The sequence below is a fragment of the Ensifer sp. 1H6 genome, from assembly GCF_001976035.1.
Taxonomy (GTDB): Bacteria; Pseudomonadota; Alphaproteobacteria; order Rhizobiales; family Rhizobiaceae; genus Ensifer; species Ensifer canadensis.
In genome coordinates this window covers 376237-395341 of the sequence record NZ_MOAI01000001.1, presented here as the reverse complement: position 1 = coordinate 395341, position 19105 = coordinate 376237, and the positions used below count along the sequence as shown (strand labels likewise).

Annotated in this window: 13 protein-coding genes and 1 pseudogene; 8 read left to right on the top strand and 6 right to left on the bottom strand. The window is 59.3% G+C overall.

Going from position 1 to position 19105, the window contains the following annotated elements; all coding sequences use genetic code 11:
• Positions 1-31 precede the first annotated feature (31 nt).
• The 3 genes and pseudogenes from BKP54_RS01745 to BKP54_RS01735 all read right to left on the bottom strand — a co-directional run bounded on the left by BKP54_RS01745 (position 32) and on the right by BKP54_RS01735 (position 3300).
• Positions 32-673, bottom strand: a complete 642-nt coding sequence (locus BKP54_RS01745; RefSeq protein WP_084814087.1) for an Isoquinoline 1-oxidoreductase subunit — start codon at positions 671-673, stop codon at positions 32-34.
• A gap of 13 nt (positions 674-686) precedes the next feature.
• A pseudogene (locus BKP54_RS01740) lies at positions 687-2838 on the bottom strand (xanthine dehydrogenase family protein molybdopterin-binding subunit).
• A gap of 3 nt (positions 2839-2841) precedes the next feature.
• Entirely contained in the window at positions 2842-3300 is a 459-nt protein-coding gene (locus BKP54_RS01735) for a (2Fe-2S)-binding protein (RefSeq protein WP_025430442.1), read from the bottom strand.
• A 238-nt stretch (positions 3301-3538) separates the two neighbouring features.
• Here BKP54_RS01735 and BKP54_RS01730 point away from each other — a divergent pair, with 238 nt between their 5' ends.
• The 7 genes from BKP54_RS01730 (at position 3539) to fabI (ending at position 14049) form a co-directional block, all read left to right on the top strand.
• The gene (locus tag BKP54_RS01730; RefSeq protein WP_084814258.1) at positions 3539-5239 is read left to right on the top strand and encodes a SulP family inorganic anion transporter; all 1701 of its coding nucleotides are present in this window, start codon (positions 3539-3541) and stop codon (positions 5237-5239) included.
• Between the two features lie 988 nt (positions 5240-6227).
• Complete coding sequence (locus BKP54_RS01720; RefSeq protein WP_084814085.1) at positions 6228-7607, top strand: DUF3300 domain-containing protein; 1380 nt, start codon at positions 6228-6230, stop codon at positions 7605-7607.
• 21 nt (positions 7608-7628) lie between these two features.
• On the top strand, positions 7629-8588 hold the full coding sequence (locus BKP54_RS01715; protein WP_025430439.1) for a DUF2950 domain-containing protein: 960 nt from the start codon (positions 7629-7631) through the stop codon (positions 8586-8588).
• A gap of 255 nt (positions 8589-8843) precedes the next feature.
• Positions 8844-11087 (top strand): DUF3141 domain-containing protein, encoded by a 2244-nt coding sequence (locus tag BKP54_RS01710; protein ID WP_128090349.1) that lies wholly within the window; start codon positions 8844-8846, stop codon positions 11085-11087.
• Positions 11088-11103: 16 nt separating this feature from the next.
• Positions 11104-12054, top strand: coding sequence for a phosphate acetyltransferase (locus BKP54_RS01705; RefSeq protein WP_245317779.1), 951 nt, complete (start codon positions 11104-11106; stop codon positions 12052-12054).
• 3 nt (positions 12055-12057) lie between these two features.
• Positions 12058-13236 (top strand): acetate/propionate family kinase, encoded by a 1179-nt coding sequence (locus BKP54_RS01700; RefSeq protein ID WP_057226036.1) that lies wholly within the window; start codon positions 12058-12060, stop codon positions 13234-13236.
• Positions 13237-13263: 27 nt separating this feature from the next.
• Positions 13264-14049, top strand: a complete 786-nt coding sequence (gene fabI / locus BKP54_RS01695; RefSeq protein WP_084814083.1) for an enoyl-ACP reductase FabI — start codon at positions 13264-13266, stop codon at positions 14047-14049.
• Positions 14050-14094: 45 nt separating this feature from the next.
• Here fabI and BKP54_RS01690 read toward each other — a convergent pair whose 3' ends face one another.
• The 3 genes from BKP54_RS01690 to BKP54_RS01680 form a co-directional block, all read right to left on the bottom strand.
• Positions 14095-14499, bottom strand: a complete 405-nt coding sequence (locus BKP54_RS01690; RefSeq protein ID WP_084814082.1) for a response regulator — start codon at positions 14497-14499, stop codon at positions 14095-14097.
• A gap of 73 nt (positions 14500-14572) precedes the next feature.
• On the bottom strand, positions 14573-15205 hold the full coding sequence (locus BKP54_RS01685; RefSeq protein ID WP_084814081.1) for a response regulator transcription factor: 633 nt from the start codon (positions 15203-15205) through the stop codon (positions 14573-14575).
• 3 nt (positions 15206-15208) lie between these two features.
• A complete protein-coding gene (locus BKP54_RS01680; protein WP_084814080.1) occupies positions 15209-17092 on the bottom strand; it encodes a HAMP domain-containing sensor histidine kinase in 1884 nt (627 codons plus the stop codon).
• A gap of 336 nt (positions 17093-17428) precedes the next feature.
• Between BKP54_RS01680 and BKP54_RS01675 the strand changes: the two genes are divergently transcribed.
• On the top strand, positions 17429-19093 hold the full coding sequence (locus BKP54_RS01675) for an arylsulfatase (RefSeq protein ID WP_084814079.1): 1665 nt from the start codon (positions 17429-17431) through the stop codon (positions 19091-19093).
• The last annotated feature ends 12 nt before the right edge of the window (positions 19094-19105 follow it).

Here is a 19105-nt window from a genome sequence, read left to right as displayed (position 1 = left end):
GTATCCCTTGCCTCGGGCTGAAGGTCGATCTTCAGCCCGACGGACAAGTAGCCCCGGCATCCACCCAGGCTTGAATGATCTTGCCGAATTCTTCCTGTGTGCCGGGCACCGGTTCGCGGCCATCGCCGGGGTGCCACCCCCATCCAACCAGCTCGTCATGCGCCATGTGTTCCACCATTTCAGCCATGGTCTTGTCGCCGTTGCGAGCTGGGTCCTTCAGTTGCTCACAGATCTGGGCAAGGGTCTTGCCCTCCCAGGCCATTTCGATCGGGGCGAGATGCCAGGCGGGATTGCCTGGAATGCTCTTCAGTGTGTCCGCCTGGCCGATGACCGGCGTGTTTTTTTCGCTGTGGCAGGTGTTGCACTGCATGCCCACGAGACCCATGCCGCCATCGCCGCGGAACACCGGCGGTTGATGCGGATGCATCGACATTCCTTGCAATGGGCGTTCCGTCGCCGGGTGACAGTTGACGCATCGCGGATGCTGGATGACCTTTCCGGCTTCTTCGAAGAGGGCGACCGAGCGCGCCTGCTTGTCGGAAATCGACTGGAACGACTCTGCAGAGCGTAGTGCGTTGGCGTTCTGGGCCACGGACGTCGGGGCGAGCATCACGCCCGCCCCGACGATAAGACACTGCACTGCTATGCCTGCAAACAGGAGCTTGATTGTCATCTGACGATATCCCTCACGATGAGATGACACTGACGATGGGAAGCTGCCGCACGGGGGTGCCGGTCAGCTTTCGCCACGCATTGGCGACCGCCGGCCCTATGGGCGGCACGCCGGGCTCGCCGACGCCAGTCGGTTTTTCCGCAGATTTGATGATCTCCACTGCCACATCGGGCATTTCATTGATGCGGATCGAGCGGTAGTCGTGGAAATTCGACTGCACGATCCGTCCGCCTTGGCCGAGAGTAATGGCGTCGAACAGAACGGCACCGAGCCCATAGCCGATGCCGCCCTCCATCTGTGCCTTGATGATGTTGGGATTGACCGCGACGCCGCAATCGACCGCACACCAGACTTTATGGACACGCGGGGCGCCATCGGAGCCGACCGAAACTTCCGCGACCTGACCGACGAACGAGCCGAAGCTTTCGACGACGGCGACACCACGGGCGCGCCGTCAGGAGGTGTTGATCCCCAGTCCGCCATTTCCGATGCCTTGCGCAGGACGCCGGCGTGACGCGACCCCTTGTCAAGCAGCGCAAGCCGTCCTTCGACCGGGTCCCGACCGACGCGGGCCAGCAGTTCGTCGACAAAGGTTTCGACCGCAAAGCCGGTATGGGTGTGGCCGACCGAGCGCCACCACAAAGGCGGGATCGGAAGCACGATGTTGTGTGACGTGACCTTGAGATTGGGGATCTGATAGGGAAGGTTGGATGCGCCCTCCACCGATGTCTGATCCAGGTCCGCTTTGGCCATGATCGACTGTCCGACAATGATCTGTTCCCAGGCGGTGATATGGCCCTCGGCATCGATCGCCCCACGCATCTTGTGGGCATACATCGGCCGATAGAAGCCGCCCTGGATGTCGTCCTCCCGCGTCCACATGTGCTTGAGCGGTCGGTCGCCGCCAATTGCAGCATAGGTTGTTGCCGCCTCCTGCATATAGGGCGAGCCGAATTGCGCCTTACGGCCGAAGCTGCCGCCGGCGAGCTGGGTATTCACGCGGACTTTCTTTTCGTCGAGGCCGAGAATCTTGGCCGCCACCTGCTGGTCGAAGCCCGGGAACTGCGCACCGTTGTAAATGTCGACGAGCCGTCGGCGGCCTTGATGAAAACCGCGTCGAGCGGCTCCATCGGGGCGTGTGCGAGAAACGGGAAAACAATCTCCGCCTCGATCGTCTGGAGACCTTCTTTTCGGAAGGCCTCGTCGACATTCCCGGTATTCGCCGCCTCGAGGCCCGGCTCGTCAAAGTGTCTGATGTATTCGGCAGCGAGCTCCTGTGATGAGCGGGTTTCTGCCTTTGCAAGATGCCATTCGACCTTGAGTGCATCGCGGCCCTTCAGCGCCGCGAACGTGTTGTCCGCGTAGACCGCGACGCCTTGAGGGATCTGTTTGACATCGACCACACCCATGACCTTACGCGCCTCGCCGTCATCGAAGGTTTTCACGGTGGCGCCGAAATGCTTCGGGTGGGCGACCACGGCAACCAGCAGATTGTCCGGCGTGATATCGAGCGTGAAAATCGCCGTTCCGTTGATCTTGCCCTGGGTGTCGAGCTTCGGCAGCTCGGTTCCGATCAACACGAAGTCCTTCGGATCCTTGAGTTTGACATCTGCAGGCGGAGTTTGCCGTGCGGCACTGTCCGCCAGCGCGCCGAAGCCGCTCTCCTTGCCGGAAGACGCATGCTTTACTCGGCCCTTCTCGACGGTGATTTCGGCGACCGGTACCTTCCATTCTTCGGCAGCCGCAGCAACCAGCATGGCCCTTGCGGTAGCGCCGGCCTTGCGCATCTGCTCGTAGGCGTTGGCAATCGAACTCGACCCGCCGGTGCCCTGCAGGCCGAAAGCGAGATTGGCGTAGATCTTGTTGTCAGTCGGCGAGTGGACGGCGCGCATCTGGCTCCAGTCCGCATCGAGTTCTTCGGCAACCAGAGTGGCAAGGCCGGTGAAAGGCCCCTGGCCGAACTCGATGTGCTTGGAAAGCACGGTGACGGTGTCATCCGTACCGATCTTGACGAAGGCGTTGAGCGGCCGGAGTTCGCCGCTCCCGCCGGCCGGCACCCCGGTCTGTGCCGCCGAGAGGAATTTCGGCGCGATCGCCACGCCAATGATCAGGCCGGTGCCGGCGAGGAAGCCACGACGGCTGGTCTTGATGTCATGGATCGACATTGCTCAGCCCTCCATCGAATTGGCCGCGTTGTGGATCGCTGCTCGAATGCGATGATAGGTGGCGCACCGACAGAGATTGCCGGTCATGGCGCCATCGATCTCGTCGTCCGTCGGCTTGGGCACCATCTGCAGCAGCGCCACCGCCGACATGATCTGGCCGGATTGACAGTAGCCGCATTGCGGCACATCCAGCCCCGCCCATGCCGTCTGGACAGCCTCGGCTTCCTTGCCGGCAATGCCTTCGATCGTTACCACGTCGGAACCATCGATCATGGCAATCGGTGTGATGCAGGACCGTCGCGGCATGCCGTCCAGATGCACCGTACAGGCGCCGCATTGGGCGATCCCGCATCCGTATTTTGTGCCGGTCAGCTTTTCGAAATCTCGGATCACCCAAAGGAGAGGCGTATCGGGGTCGCCGTCGAACGTCCGATTTTTACCATTGAGCGTGAAAGTCACCATGTCCATGCATCCTTCTCATGGAGCCGCTGGGGCAGGCTCATAACCAAAGACTTATGGCACCAGTCGAGGATGGAAAGAGACTGGGCAAAATAGGCGATTAAGCCAGTCAACCGGACAGGTATCGGTTGATCAAATCAATTGCCTGTGACGTGACGACCAGCGGGTTGCGCGATCCACCGGGTCCCTTCCGATGGTTGCTGTAGGGGATCCTGCCATGAGCCATGGCGAAGATCCGATCATGAGGTATAATTGGGCCATGCCGACCTTGCCGTTAATCGCGAGTTTGAAAGAGTACCGCGCCGAGTGGCTTCGCTATGATCTGACGTCGGGTCTAGCGATTGCAGCGGTCGGGTTGCCGAGCGCCATCGCCTATCCGGCCATCGCCGGGTTGCCGCCGGAGGTGGGCCTTTATTCCAGCATATTGCCGCTTCTGGGCTACGCTCTCCTCGGATCTTCGCGACAACTCATCGTCGGCCCAGACGCCGGAACGGTTACGGTGCTGGCCGCCGTGCTATTGTCGCTCAATCTTCCGACCGCAGAAGATCGGCTCGTCGCGACCGCAGCAATCGCCGTCATCGTCGGTGGTCTGTGCTTTGCCGCCAATGCTTTACGGCTAGGCTTCATCGCAAACTTTCTATCGCGGCCGATCCTCACGGGCTTCATGACCGGTATCTCCCTATCGATCCTGATAGGCCAGATCGGGCGCCTGACGGGCGTGAAGATCGAAAGCGAAGGCGTGCTTCGACCGATCATGGAACTGTTGGACAAGGCCGACCAGATTCATTGGCCGTCGCTCACCCTCGGCGTTGGCCTTTTCATCCTCCTGCGTTTGCTCAACGCCTGGCGACCCGGCATTCCTGGACCTCTGGTGGCCGTGGCGATTGCAACGGCCATGTCGGCCGCCTTCAATTTTTCCGCCGCGGGCATTCGTGTGGTCGGCGAGATCCCGTCGCGCCTGCCGACGCCGATGCTACCTATGACCACCGGGGTCTCGCTCGGCGATCTCTTCTTGGGCGCTGTCGCCGTGTTGATCGTCAGTTTCGGCGCGGGCATCGTGACGGCTCGCAGTTTCGGTGCGAAGAACAAATATCCGGTCGACGCCAACCGAGAACTGCTGGGCTTCGGCGCAGCAAACATCGCCTCCGGGTTGTTCGGGGGCTTTGCCGTCACGGCATCGGATTCGCGCACAGCCATAAATGATTCCATGGGCGGCAAGACACAACTGGCCGGTATTTTCTCGGCTATCGCCCTGGCGTTGACGGTGCTGTTTCTCACCGGCGCTCTGTCCTTGCTGCCGACCCCCGCGCTCGGCGCCATCCTGGCGTCTGCAGCCATCGGCCTTATCGATCTGCGCGCTCTACGAGAATTGTGGCGCATCAGCCCGATCGAATTCGTCTTCGCGCTCATCAGCATCGCCGGCGTGTTGACCCTTGGGGTGCTGCATGGCGTGATTTTCGCTATCGGAGCGACGTTGCTCTACATCCTGATGAAGGGGCTGAAGCCGCGCGATGCGCTTCTTGGCCGCATTCCCGGACGCGAAGGCTTCTACAAGCTGCATCGCTACAAGGACGTAAGACCGATCCCTGGCGTTGCCATCTATCTTCTGCAAGGCAGTCTGTTGTTTTTCAATGCCGACCATGTGCGCGGCCGCGTGGAAGAGATCGTCAAGAACCTGCCTGCCGATACGCGATGGTTCATTTTTGATGCTGGCGCGGCAGCGCAGATCGACAGCACCGCAGCGGCGATGCTCGATGATCTGCGGGATTTCGTCGAGGGGCGCGGCTTGAAGTTCGGCATTGTCGAGCTCCATAGCGAACCTCGAGAAACCTTGCTGCGCTCGGGCGTCATCGACAAGATCGGCAACGGCATGATCTTCGACGACCTGGAGGACGCGATCGCCGCTTTCGAAGAAGCTGGCAACGCCAAGACCGCAGCCTAGAAGGCTACGGCTCCTCGCCATTCAACGACATCGTTAATACCCCGGATTGACGCCGCCTGACCGGATCGCGGCGAAGCTTGGATCGGGGTAAGAACCCTGCCATTGAGCGTAGGTGGTATTGCCTCCTCCACTCGTTGCGCAGCCCGAGATCGCTAAAAGCGCCAGCATCGCGATAACCAGGGAGATATTAGGCAAAGTCGTCCTCCTCCACACTGAGGTTTCGAACAACCTCCACACTGAGGTTTCGAGCAATACGTTAAGACTTATTTGTATGATGCGCAAATCAACATTTTCAGGGTGCATTCGTACCGTATTTGCAAATCTACACAACAGTTTTCAGGGAAGTTAACTGCGCTACGCAAATAATAGGCCGAATTTCATCCGAGAAGCCGCGAAATGTATTGCGGCGTTGCTCGAACGCCAAGAAGAAGGCGATCAATCGGGTGAGGTCGATTGTTGTGTCGCTCGCCCGGCAAGGCTCGCCATCACAAAACGACCCCGGAGCAAAAACAATCCGGGGCGACCCGCCGCCCTGGCAGATGGCGTGGCGGTGTCTTTGCGGTCCTTACTTCGGACGGACCAGCGAACGCTAGGCGGCAATCAAAAGCCAGTGAGTGGAAAAAACTGAACGCAATGAATTGAAAATGGACTATTCTGATCTCTGTGCTAGTTTATTCTACCGCAAGGCTCACATACCTGTCCTTTATCTTTGGCAGACCACTGTTCTGGTAATGACGGCGAAGGACGCCGACATAAATCGCAGCTATATAAATGGCACACGAGCTCATTGGCGCGTGTCTACTCTAGTGTTGAAACGCTCTATCAAGTTCGGATTCTGGGGTGCGCACAACATTGCTCGCCACAGCATCCGTTATGGGGACGACAGCTTCAAGTGCTCGATCGGGACCCGGTTCAGAAACGGGTGCGTTGATCCTGCGCCCGCAAGTGTTTTGAGCAAGAGGCCTTCCAGTCTCTTTTGGAGGAAGAAATGGCGATTGAGCGGGTGTTTACGTTTTTCCGCGCGACGGTGATCGTTTTGTCGATGCTTGTGCCCTCTGGGGTTGTGCTGGCCCAGCAGACCGCCACAGCGCCTTCCACGCCCGCGGAGGCGGCTCCAGAACCGCTAAGCGACGATGAGCTCGAGATCCTCGTTGCCCGGATCGCGCTTTATCCCGACGAGTTGGTCGCGCTCATCTCCGCTGCATCGCTCTATCCTTTGCAGGTGGTCGAGGCCGAACGTTTTCTTCAGGAGAGTTCAAAAAATCGCGATCTGAAGCCGAAGGAAAGCTGGGACGGCAGCATCGTTTCGCTGCTCAACTATCCCGAGATCGTCAAGATGATGAGCACCGACCTCGAGTGGACGCAAAGCTTCGGCGAGGCGATCGCCAACCAACAGAAAGATGTTCTCATAGCGATACAGCAGCTGCGTGACGAAGCCGTTGCCAAGGATATAATCAAGACCGACGACAAGATTAAAGTCGTCGAGGAGGGTGACAACGTCGTCATCCAGTCGGCAAATCCCGAAACGATCTATGTGCCGCAGTATGCGCCGGAAATGCTCTACCAGCCCGATTATGCGCCGGTACCGATCGGCTATTATGACGATCCCTATCCTGCCTATTGGTACCCGGGCGCCGCCTTTTTCGCCGGAGCAGTCACCGGCGCGGCCTTCGCGGCCATCGTCGACTGGGATGACTGGGGCGTCTGGGGTGGCAATTGGGGCGGCGACATCGATGTCGATTGCAACAACTGTTTCAACAACATCGACTTCGACGGCAAGATGAAATGGAACGACGTCGACTGGAAGAATGTCGATCGCAGCAAGATCAACTTCGACCGCAATCAGTTGCAGAAGTTCGATCGCACCAACATCAAGAACAACATCAAGGCCAACGGCAACAACAACATTCGTAACCGCGCCGCCGAGATCAATCGCGACCGGCCGCAGGCGCGACCGGGCGGTGCAGGTGGCGGTCAGCTCAACGACGTGCGCAAGAGCACGCTCGATGGGCTGAAGGCGCAGCAGCGACCGGCGGCACGCCCAGGCGGCGGTCAGGCGGTAGCGAAGGCCAGGCCAGGCGGCTCGAAGCCCAGCGTGAACAGGCCCAAAGGCAACAAGCCCTCGCAGGTAAACCGACCCGCCGGCAAGAAGAAGATGGCCGCAAAGGCACAGAACCGGCCCAAGAAGCCGTCCGGCCTCGGCAACGTCAACTCGGGTCGTCGCGAGGTCGCTTCTTCGAAGCGTGGCGGACAGAGTATGGGTGGCGGTCATCGCGGCGGCGGGCGGCCTCAGATGAGAAGTGGCGGTGGAAGGCCATCGGGTGGCGGGGGCCGTGGCGGTGGCGGCCGTGGCGGCGGCAGGCGTTAACGGTGCAACAGGAGCACGATCATGAGCAAGCTTTCTCAGACTCTTCTTCTGGCATCGGCCATTTCCTTCTCCGTTGCTGCATTTCCGCTCGCTGTCGACGGGGCCCGTGCCCAGGCGGTACCAGACGCCGGCGACATCGAGAACTATGCCGCGGCGGAGGATCCGCCGCTCTTCGACGACCCGGCCAAGGCGGTGGAAATGTTCAAGTCGGCGCTCGCCGCCAACGACCTCGATGGTCTTGCAAAGCTTCTGGGCCTTGACGCCGCAAAGCTGAAAACGGGCGAAGGGACGATGGAAACCTTCGCGCTTATTCGCGAAGGTGTGGCACGCAATGTCGTGGTGCGCGACCTCGGCGAAAGCAAGATTCTCGAAATCGGTGATCGGCTCTGGCCGCTGCCGTTTCCGATCACAAAGGGTCGGGACGGCAAGTGGGCTTTCGACACCTATGTCGGGCTTGAGGAGATCGTGAACCGCCGCGTCGGGGAGAACGAACTTGAGGCGATAGAGACGGTGCGCGCCTATGTCGAAGCACAGAAGGATTATGCCTCGCAGGACCGCGACGCCGACGGCGTGCTCGAATATGCCCAGAAGCTGATCAGCAGCCCAGGCCAGACCGATGGATTGTACTGGCCGGCCGAGCAGGGCGATGGTGAGAGCCCGGTCGGCGACGAGATCAGCGAAGCAGCTCTGGAGAAGGCGAAGGCTGGAGAGGGTTATTTCGGCTATCGCTTCCGCATTCTGACGTCACAAGGCGATAATATTGCCGGCGGGAAATACGACTTCATCATCAATGACAATATGATCGGAGGCTTCGGGTTGATCGCCTGGCCGGTGAAATATGCTGAAACCGGTGTGAAGACTTTCGTCGTCAACCAACAGGGCATTGTCTATGAAGCGGATTTGGGTACGAGCACCGAAGCGATCGTGCCGTTTATCGACCGCTTCAATCCGGATGACAAGTGGAGTGTCGTCCTGGATTAGTTACCAGAAACGCGAGGATATTGTCTCGGTCTGTCGCATAGGCGGCCGTTTGATCGAAATCAACGTTGCTAACGGATGGTGGCCCTATAAGGTTACACCAGTGACACGATCGAGCGGTATGCTGCAATTTCTTCTAACTGCACGAAAACCTCGCCCTAGCGCGTGAGCCTCGCTGGGCATCGGTCACGACAGCAGGCAGTCGTTATTGGCAGCATCAAGAACTAGTCCCTTGAACCGTCTAACGGAGTGGGCGCGATGTCCAAGCTTTCCAGTCTTCCGGCCTCACCCATGTCTGGCAATGCATTGACGGAGTACTCCGTGGATGCATGGCAACGGTGGGTCCTGTTCCTTGATGTAATGCGCAGGCGCGGCGAGCAATATGAGGAACAGGCTGCACGCAGCGCGCCCCATGTGCTGGACTATGAAGCCGAGCTCATCCTGGACGGCAGGACCCTGAAAGAGCCGGTCAACTACGCTCTCGTGCGCATCATACCTCCCGCCGACTGCACGATAGATCCTCTCAAGCGTCCATTCATCGTTGTGGATCCACGGGCAGGGCATGGGCCAGGCATCGGTGGCTTCAAGGCCGACAGCGAAATCGGCGTGGCCATGAAGGCCGGTCATACCTGCTATTTTGTCGGTTTCCTGCCGGAACCAGTGCCCGGACAGACGATCGAGAAAGTCCTGTACGCGGAAGCGCAGTTCCTGGAGACGGTCATTTCCCGCCACCCGGAAGCGGATGGCAAGCCCTGCGTCATCGGCAACTGTCAGGCGGGATGGGCAGTGATGATGCTGGCCGCGCTCAGGCCAGAGCTTTTCGGGCCGATCATCATCGCCGGCTCACCGCTTGCCTATTGGGCAGGTGTCCACGGGCAAAACCCGATGCGTTACTCGGGAGGACTTCTTGGTGGGAGTTGGCTGACAGCATTGGTCAGCGATCTTGGCGCGGGAAAATTCGACGGCGCCTGGCTTGTCCAGAATTTCGAGAACCAGAACCCAGCCAACACCCTGTGGACCAAGCAGTATAATCTCTACGCGAAGGTGGACACGGAAGCCGAACGCTATCTCGGTTTTGAGCGTTGGTGGGGTGGACACGTCACTCTGACGGCGGATGAGATGCAGTTCATCGTCGATGACCTGTTCGTCGGCAACAAGCTTGCAGCAGGGGAAATCCGGACATCTGATGGCATGGCCATCGACCTTCGCACGATCCGTTCGCCGATTGTGGTCTTCTGCTCCAAGGGGGACAACATAACACCGCCTCAGCAGGCCCTCGACTGGATTCTCGACATTTACGACAGCGTCGATGAAATTCGCGCGCTCGGCCAGACGATTGTCTATGTCGTCCACGAAAGCGTCGGCCATCTGGGGATTTTTGTCTCCGCCGGGGTTGCTCGTAAGGAGCATGATGAATTCGCGTCAAACATCGATCTGATCGATGTGCTGCCACCTGGCCTTTATGAGGCGGTTCTCGAGCCGAAAGCAGATGCGCTCGATCATCCGGAACTGGTCACCGGGGAGTGGATTATGCGTTGCGAGGCACGGACCCTCGACGATATTCGTGCTCTCGGCGGTAACGATCTTGACGATGAGAAGCGATTTGCGGCGGCGGCTCAGCTTTCGGAGATCAATCTTGCACTTTACCGTGCGTTTGCCCAACCTTGGGTGCGCGCTGCCGTGACCCCTTCATCGGCAGAGACAATGCGACGACTTCACCCCCTCCGCCTGGGTTACGAGATTTTCGGCCCCTCCAATCCTTTTCTCGACTGGGTTCCCCAGGCAGCAGAGCGCGTTCGCGCCGACCGTCGCCCCACCTGGACGGACAATCCCTTCAGCGCCCTCCAAGAGCAGGTTTCCGGCCAAATCGTCGAAGGGCTGGAGACCTGGCGTAAAATGACGGAACGGCTGGCCGAGCAAACCTTCGGTGCGATCTATGGCTCGTCTGCGCTTCAGGCCGCCCTTGGCGTCGATCCAAAGTCAAATTTGCCACCACGCAAGGCGCCGAAGAGCAAGCTGATCAACGCGCTTTTCGAAGCTCGCACTGCGGCGCTGAAGGAGAGAATATCCGTTGGCGGTCCTCTGGAGGCTCTCGTTCGATCGCTGCTGTTCGTGGGGATGGCCCGTGGCGGGGCCGACGAACGCGGTTTTCAGGCCATTCGCGTGCTTCGGCGTGGCCATCGAGATGCTCGGCAGCTGAACCTTTCGCAGTTCAAGGCACTGGTCCGGGATCAATACTACATCCTGCTTGTCGATGAGGCGGCAGCGCTCGCAGCCATTCCAGCGATGCTGCCGAACGAGCTTGAACAGCGTCAGGCCGGCTTGCAGAGCCTGCGTGGCGTGCTCGAGGCCTCCGGCGCGTTGACGGAAGCTGCGGCGGAGCGCTTTGCCCACGTGACCGAGCTTTTCAGCCTGGATAAGGGGCGCGTGGGCGTCAAGCCGACGCCGATGGCTGTTAGACCTGCCGCGCGCAACCGCGGCGCCGTGCGATCAAGATTGTAGGAGATTATCAGTGGCTATTTCTAGCGCGACAACTCTGGAGCCATCAAAATACGACCGCCTGATTGCTGCTGCTCAAGAGGTCCCTCCTGCGATCACCGTCGTAGCGCATCCCTGCGACGAGACCTCGCTACGTGGTGCGTTGGAAGCAGCCCAGCACCGGCTGATTATTCCGATCCTGATCGGACCGGAGGCAAAGCTTCGCAAAGTTGCAGCCGAGGCTGAACTTGATCTGAAGGCGTACGAGATCATCGACGCGCCACACAGCCACGCCGCAGCAGCGAAAGCCGTGGCACTCATTCGGGAGGGGAAAGGCGATCTGCTCATGAAGGGCAGCCTGCACACCGACGAATTGATGCGGGAGGTAACTGCTTCTGCCACCGGACTTAGGACGGAACGCCGCATCAGCCATGTGTTCGTGATGGACGTTCCTAGTCACGCGGACACGCTGTTCATCACCGACGCAGCGATCAACATTTTTCCCGACCTCGATGTCAAGCGCGACATCGTGCAGAACGCGATCGACCTCTGGGTCACTATTGGCCTTGGCGAACCCCGCGTCGCGATCGTGTCAGCAGTCGAGACAGTGACGACCAAGATCCCTTCGACCATTGATGCAGCGGCATTGTGCAAGATGGCCGATCGCGGTCAGATCACCGGCGGCCTGCTCGACGGCCCGCTTGCGTTCGACAACGCGATCAGCCCGGAGGCCGCCCGCATCAAAGGGCTCAACTCGCCCGTGGCCGGGAGGGCGCAAATCATCGTCGTGCCAGATCTTGAAGCAGGCAACATGCTTGCCAAGAACCTGACGTTCCTGGCCCATGCGGACGCCGCGGGGATCGTGCTTGGTGCGCGCGTTCCCATTATTCTTACCTCGCGGGCAGACACAGTGCGCAGTCGCCTGGCATCATGCGCAGTTGCGACCCTTTATGCGACGGCCCGCCGTCGGTCTACACAAGTGGCGGCTTGAAGCGTGGACGCGATCCTTGTCGTCAACGCCGGCTCATCCAGCCTCAAGTTCCAGATTTTCGAGATCGTGGGCAAAGAGTTGGAACGGCGCATCCGTGGTCAGATCGACGGGATCGGGGCGCGGCCCCGCTTGCGTGCGGCGACCGCTTCGGGCGAGGTGCTCGTCGATCGCAGTTACGAGCAGGCCGCGATGGGCGATCTGCCCGCTGCCATCGCTGAAGCTGGTGACTGGTTGCGATCGCTCGATGGCTTCGTTCTGCGGGCTATTGGCCATCGCGTCGTCCATGGCGGACCCAACTATGCGCAACCGATCCTGCTCGATCACGACATCCTCGATAAGCTCGCCACGTTCCAAGAACTTGCACCTTTGCATCAGCCGAACAATCTCGCGCCGATCCGGCTTGCCATGGAGATTAATCCGCTGGTTCCGCAGGTCGCCTGTTTCGACACGGCTTTCCACCGCGGCCATGCTCCTCATACGGACTGCTACGCCTTGCCGATGGCTTTCTACGAGGAAGGTGTACGAAGATATGGCTTCCACGGGTTGTCCTACGAGTACATCGCAGACCGGATCGGCAACCTAGCGCCCGATGTCGGCCAGGGAAGGGTCGTGGTTGCTCATCTCGGCAGCGGCGCTTCCATGTGCGCAATGAAGGCAGGGCGCAGCGTCGAGACGACGATGGGCTTCACAGCACTTGATGGTGTGCCGATGGGCACCAGGCCAGGGCAGATGGATCCGGGCGTCGTGCTCTACTTGATCGATCAGAAAGGAATGACAACGGGAGAGGTTACAGATCTTCTTTACCGTGCGTCTGGTCTCAAAGGTCTTTCAGGCATCTCCGGCGATATGCGTGATCTTTTGGCTAGCGATGATCCGCGCGCCGCGTTCGCGATCGATCATTTCGTCCATCGTTGCGCGCTCAGCGTGGGCATGCTTGCCGCCGCCCTCGAAGGTCTCGACGCGTTCGTCTTCACGGGCGGGGTTGGTGAGAATTCGGCGCCAATTCGCGCGCGTATCAGTGAGCGCCTTTCTTGGCTCGGGGTTGAGCTTGATGACGCAGCAAACAACGCGGGTAAAACCCGTATATCGACGCAGGCGAGCCGCGTAGCGCTCTATGTCTTGCCGACGGACGAGGAGCTGATGATCGCGCGCCACGTTCATGCGCTTATCACCAGGCCCTGAAATCAGATCTCACTGGAGCAGCAAGCCATGTCCAGCCCGGTCGTAAAAGCGGAACTTCTCAAAGGGAAAAAGGGGCTGATAGTCGGTATCGCGAACGATCGTTCCATTGCATGGGGTTGCGCGCGGGCCTTTCGCGCCTTTGGTGCCGATCTGGCCGTCACCTATCTGAACGATAAGGCCAAGCCCCATGTGGAGCCTCTCGCGCGTGAGGTCGGGGCGTCGATCTTGATGCCGGTGGATCTGGCTATTCCCGGGCAAATCGAGGCTGTGTTCGACCGAATTGAAAGGACCTGGGGTGAGCTCGATTTCGTCGTCCACTCAATTGCCTTTTCGCCAAAGGACACGCTCGGTGGTCGGGTCGTCGACGTGCCGCGCGATGGTTTTCTGACGACCATGGATATCTCTTGCTGGTCTTTTATCCATATGGCTCGCCTCGCCGAACCGTTGATGAGGAATGGAGGCACACTGTTCACAATGACCTATTACGGCTCGCAGATGGTCGTCGAGAACTACAACATCATGGGTGTGGCCAAGGCAGCACTCGAAAGCGCCGTGCGCTACCTTGCCGCAGAACTCGGGCCGAAGGGAATTCGCGTCCACGCGATTTCGCCGGGAGCGGTGGCGACGCGTGCTGCGTCGGGCATTCCAGAATTCGACGAACTTCTGGAAAAGACCATGCGGAAGTCTCCAGCGAGAGAACTCGTCAGTATTGACGATGTTGGTGTCGCCACGGCCTTTCTTGCCCATGATGCCGCGCGCCTGATGACGGGGCAGGTGCTCTATGTCGATGGCGGCTATCACATCATCGATTAATCGAGCCGAGAATCGCGATGCTGCTCAATCGGGATCGCAACGCATTCAAGCCCTCAATGCTCTGTCGACAGCATTGATCAACAAGGCGGCCGGGAACGGCTTGCGTAGATACGCGATGCAGCCCGCCTTGACCGCCTCCAGGTGAAGCGCCTCATCCTCAACGGCGGTGATGAAGATAACCGAGAGGTCGCTGCCGGAAGCCTTTAGGCGGTGCCATAGTTCGATGCCTGAAACGCCACCCAAGTGAATATCGAGGACGATACAGCCAAACTGACTTGCGCCGGCATGGCTTAAAAAAGCCTCGGCAGATGCAAATGCTTCGGTTGCAAAACCATTTGCGTTCAACAGTCGCACGACGCTACGGCGCACGCTTGCGTCGTTCTCGACAACGGCCACTGTGCGTTGTGGGCTTTCCACTTGAGGCCTTTCTGGAGCCTGGAAGAGGAGCAGCCCCGATCATGACGATCGTAGGAGCAACATTGGAGGCTGGCTATTGACCTTTGGTGAAGCGCCGCGCTCCAAGCTATCGTGGGAGCGCATCCGACGCTGGTTCGAAAAGACCCAATCTCTCGGCGATCGACACGGTCTCGGCCAAGGATCGGGCTTCAAGCTTTTCCATGACGTTGTGGCGGTGCGCCTTGACCGTCCGTTCGGATGTGCCGAGAGCATGAGCGATCTGCTTGTTGAGCTTGCCGCGGACGATGAAGCCGAAAACCTCGAACTCACGTGGTGTCAGGTGCGCAATGCGCGCCCTAAGGGCTTGGATACGATCCTGCTCGACGCGCTGCGTCTCGCACCGGCGCAACGCCCGCTGGACGGCCTCCAGCAGTGCCCCCCTGGGGGCCGGCTTTTCCAAGAAATCCTCGGCGCCCGCTTTCATCGCCCGCACGCTGGCTTTGACGTTGCCACGTCCCGTGAGAAACACGACAGGCAGAAGCGGCGCTCGCTCAGTGACCCTGTCCTGTAGCTCCAGCCCACTCAGCCCAGGTAAATCAAGGTCAAGGAGGACACAGCCAGGTTCGTCAAGCGGAAACTGCGCCAGAAACTGATCGCCTGATTCATAGAGGGACACGCGGTACCCGGATGCCGAAAGCAGCCGCCCGACTGCGGTGCGGAAGGATCGATCATCATCGACGATGTGAACGATTGGTTCCATGGTTCATCCAGTTTGCGCGAGAGGCAGTAAAACTCGGAAAACTGCTCCGCCTTCTGGGCGGTTGGCGGCCCAGATCGTGCCGCCGTAGGTTTCGACTATTGCGCGCACGATGGAAAGGCCAAGCCCCGTTCCGGAGGGCTTTGTAGTATAGAACGGCTCGAAAATGCTGGCGAGCTGTTCGTTTGGTATTCCACGACCGGTGTCCGAAATCGAGAGCTCGACCTTGGAATCCTTCGTCAGTGTTGTCTCAAGCATAAGCCTCCGCTCGGTCGCGACCACGTCGAGCATTGCATCCATTGCATTGGTTGCCAGATTGAGAATGATCTGCTGGACGTGGACCCGGTCGGCTCGGACCGGCAGTTCCCGCCGGGCCCAATTGGAACTCACGACGACGCCCCTCTGCTCGGCTTCGCCGCGGAGAATCCTGATCGCACTTGTGATGACCTCATTGAGGTCGAACTCCTGCCAGTCGATCTCTCCTCGCTTCTTAAGTAGGCCTCGCATCCGCGAAATGACGTCATGGGCACGCTGATCGTCGTCTTGAATGTCTATGAGGATCTGCTTGATCAGCTCGAGATCGGGCCTCTCGGACATCAGAATTGCCTCCGCCGCCTCGGCGTTGCTGCGGATTGCTCCCAGCGGCTGGTTAAGCTCATGCGCGATTGACGCTGAAAGCGCGCCGGCTGTTGCTGATTGATTGAGGTGAACCACTTCGAGCAGACGGAGGCGCGATTCGACCTCCGCCGCCTGGCGGCGGCGGCGCTCGACGAGAAGCCCGGCAATGACTGTGCCCTGTAGAGCAACAATGGCAAGGGCGACGACGGTCGCGAACCAGTATTGTTCCCAGAAAGTGGGCTCTTTGAACATCTGGACCGTGCCTGCAGGAAGATCCTTTTCCGACAACCCCCAGCGTCGGAGCTGCCTCACGTCTGCGACATATGTTTGGGGCGACCGGAGACTGGAAATTGGCTTGCCAGCGATGGCATCGAGCGCGAGGTCGGCCGCCGTCATCCCCAGTGATCCAAACGTGACCACGTTGCCTCCAACAATGCCATAGTCGATGTAGGTCGGGTACGGACCGTAGATCGGCGCACTGGCAGTCTTCGATATTTGTTTGATGGCTTCGCGCGGAACGAAATTGCGTCCGGTAACGTCCTTGAAAATCGTCAGCGCCAGTACAATGCTGTCGGGAGGTAGCTCGGCGGCTCGCCTGGTGAACTCTTCGATCGTCAGGTCTTCCAAGTATGTCGTTTCAAACGTTCTTGAGAAAACCGCAAGGTCGGCTCGCGCGGTAGCAAGCCATGAACGGTCGAATTCGGATGATCCTCCAACTATGAAGAGATGCCGCGCATCAGGCTGGAGACCGCGGGCCATCTCAGCGGTCTTTACGATGTCAAATTCGCTGAAAGCTCCGATCACGTCGCTGGGCAAGTCCATTGCTTCGGCAGAGGAACTGCTGAAGCCCGCGACGATTATCCTTGCATCGCCCGAGATTTCCTTGCGGTTGGCAGAGATGAACCGAGCCGACTCCTCGCCGAGCGCAATCACCACGTCAGGGCGGCGATCGCCATACTTGGCCGTAAGATATTCAGCCATACGGCGCATGTGCTTCGGCTCAGGAAATCGCGAAAGGTCGAGAAATTCGGAGAAAAGATCGATCCGGCCTTTGGTTGCGTCGAGAAGCCGCGACCTGACAGCCTCCCCGGCTGCGGTGGTCGCCGCGATCCGCTCGTCATAAGGATAGAGCACCAGCACACGCGGCACACTGTCAACAACTGCCTGACCGGCCGTCGCCGCTGACGCAGTCGCCAGGAATGCACACAGGCCCGGAACCACACCCCTGATCAGCCAGTGCGATTGCCTGGTCCGGTTACCCAGAACGCCCATGACTTTCCCCCGACAGATAGGCGCAATCTACCAAGGCGAACTTGCTAATACAACCAGAGCTTTAGAATTCAAGCGCAAGCTAACGAAGTGCGGTTTTGCCCGATGGTACAATATCCCCGCCGCAAGACGTCCGATAGTTTCACCGTCGTGGGTGGCCTCGCGCTGGCCACAGGCATCCAGACGAGAGGCCCTCGATCGAGGGCGTTCAGGCTACAGCATTGCTTCAATTTGCTTCGTTTCGATTCAGCAAGGACAGGCGGCGGATCCCCTTAAACGCATCAGAACTCGTGCGTTTGGTGAACCCGATCCGCCCAAGCCTTCGGAGGAGTAGTCAATATGAATTTTCGCTTCATGTGCTCTGTCGGAGCCTTGGCGGCTTCGACATTTCTCGTTGGGACCGCATCCCAAGTGCAAGCCCAGTCGCCGTCAAAACCCAACATTCTCTTTATCGTTTCCGACGACACGGGCTATGGCGATCTGGGCCCCTATGGCGGCGGCCAAGGACGCGGCATGCCGACGCCGAACATCGACAAGCTGGCCGATGAAGGCATGACCTTCTTCTCCTTCTATGCCCAGCCGAGCTGCACGCCAGGCCGGGCTGCAATGCAGACCGGGCGCATTCCGAACCGGAGCGGCATGACGACCGTGGCTTTCCAGGGGCAGGGTGGTGGTCTGCCGGCAGCGGAGTGGACGCTGGCGTCAGTGCTGAAGCGCGGCGGCTATCATACGTACTTCACCGGAAAGTGGCATCTCGGCGAGGCGGACTATGCGCTTCCGATCGCCCAGGGCTATGACGAGATGAAATATGTCGGCCTTTACCATCTCAACGCCTATACCTATGCGGATCCGACCTGGTTCCCGGACATGGACCCGGCACTGCGGGCTATGTTCCAGAAGGTGACGAAAGGCGCGCTTTCGGGCAAGGCCGGCGGCGAGGCGAAGGAAGACTTCAAGATCAACGGCCAGTATGTCGATACTCCGGTGATCGACGGCAAGGAAGGCGTTGTCGGCATTCCGTTCTTCGACGGCTATGTCGAGAAAGCGGCAATCGAATTCCTCGATGAGGCTGCAAAGAAGCCGGATGAGCCGTTTTTCATCAATGTCAACTTCATGAAGGTGCATCAGCCGAACATGCCGGCACCGGAGTTTGAGCACAAATCGATGTCCAAGTCGAAATACGCCGACTCGGTCGTGGAACTCGACACGCGTATCGGCCGGATCATGGACAAGCTGCGCGAAACCGGAATGGACCGGAACACGCTGGTGTTCTACACGACCGACAATGGCGCTTGGCAAGACGTCTATCCGGACGCGGGGTACACTCCGTTTCGCGGCACCAAGGGCACATTGCGCGAGGGTGGAAATCGTGTTCCCGCAATCGCCGTTTGGCCGGGCAAGATCAAGCCCGATACCAGGAACCACGAACTCATCGGCGGTCTCGATCTCATGGCGACGTTCGCTTCGGTCGGCGGCGTCCCACTGCCTGAAAATGATCGTGAAGACAAGCCAATCATTTTCGACAGCTACGATATGACACCGGTCCTGACGGGTAGCGGCCCATCGCCACGCAAATCCTGGTTCTACTTCACGGAGAACGAACTTTCACCCGGCGCAATCCGCGTAAACAACTACAAGTTCGCGTTCAATCTTCGCGGCGACGATGGAGCCCAGACCGGCGGACTGGCCGTTGACTCAAACCTTGGATGGAAGGGCGCGGAGAAATACGTGGCCACCGTACCTCAGGTGTTTGACCTTTGGCAGGACCCTCAGGAACGCTACGATATCTTCATGAACAACTTCACTGAGCGGACTTGGATGGGCGTTGTCATGGGGGAAGAACTGAAGAAGATCATGGCGACATACGTGAAATATCCTCCACGCAAGCTGCAGAGCATGGGATATACGGGCCCGATTACGCTTTCAAACTATGAGCGTTTCCAATGGGTGCGGGACTCCTTGGCGAAGGAAGGTGTTAGTATTCCGATGCCAACCGGCAACTGACCCTGGCGCGGC

Coding starts and splice junctions, on each gene's coding strand:
- BKP54_RS01745 (WP_084814087.1), bottom strand. CDS start 673: ATGACAATCAAGCTCCTGTTTGCAGGCATAGCAGTGCAGTGTCTTATC.
- BKP54_RS01735 (WP_025430442.1), bottom strand. CDS start 3,300: ATGGTGACTTTCACGCTCAATGGTAAAAATCGGACGTTCGACGGCGAC.
- BKP54_RS01730 (WP_084814258.1), top strand. CDS start 3,539: ATGAGGTATAATTGGGCCATGCCGACCTTGCCGTTAATCGCGAGTTTG.
- BKP54_RS01720 (WP_084814085.1), top strand. CDS start 6,228: ATGGCGATTGAGCGGGTGTTTACGTTTTTCCGCGCGACGGTGATCGTT.
- BKP54_RS01715 (WP_025430439.1), top strand. CDS start 7,629: ATGAGCAAGCTTTCTCAGACTCTTCTTCTGGCATCGGCCATTTCCTTC.
- BKP54_RS01710 (WP_128090349.1), top strand. CDS start 8,844: ATGTCCAAGCTTTCCAGTCTTCCGGCCTCACCCATGTCTGGCAATGCA.
- fabI (WP_084814083.1), top strand. CDS start 13,264: ATGTCCAGCCCGGTCGTAAAAGCGGAACTTCTCAAAGGGAAAAAGGGG.
- BKP54_RS01685 (WP_084814081.1), bottom strand. CDS start 15,205: ATGGAACCAATCGTTCACATCGTCGATGATGATCGATCCTTCCGCACC.
- BKP54_RS01680 (WP_084814080.1), bottom strand. CDS start 17,092: ATGGGCGTTCTGGGTAACCGGACCAGGCAATCGCACTGGCTGATCAGG.
- BKP54_RS01675 (WP_084814079.1), top strand. CDS start 17,429: ATGAATTTTCGCTTCATGTGCTCTGTCGGAGCCTTGGCGGCTTCGACA.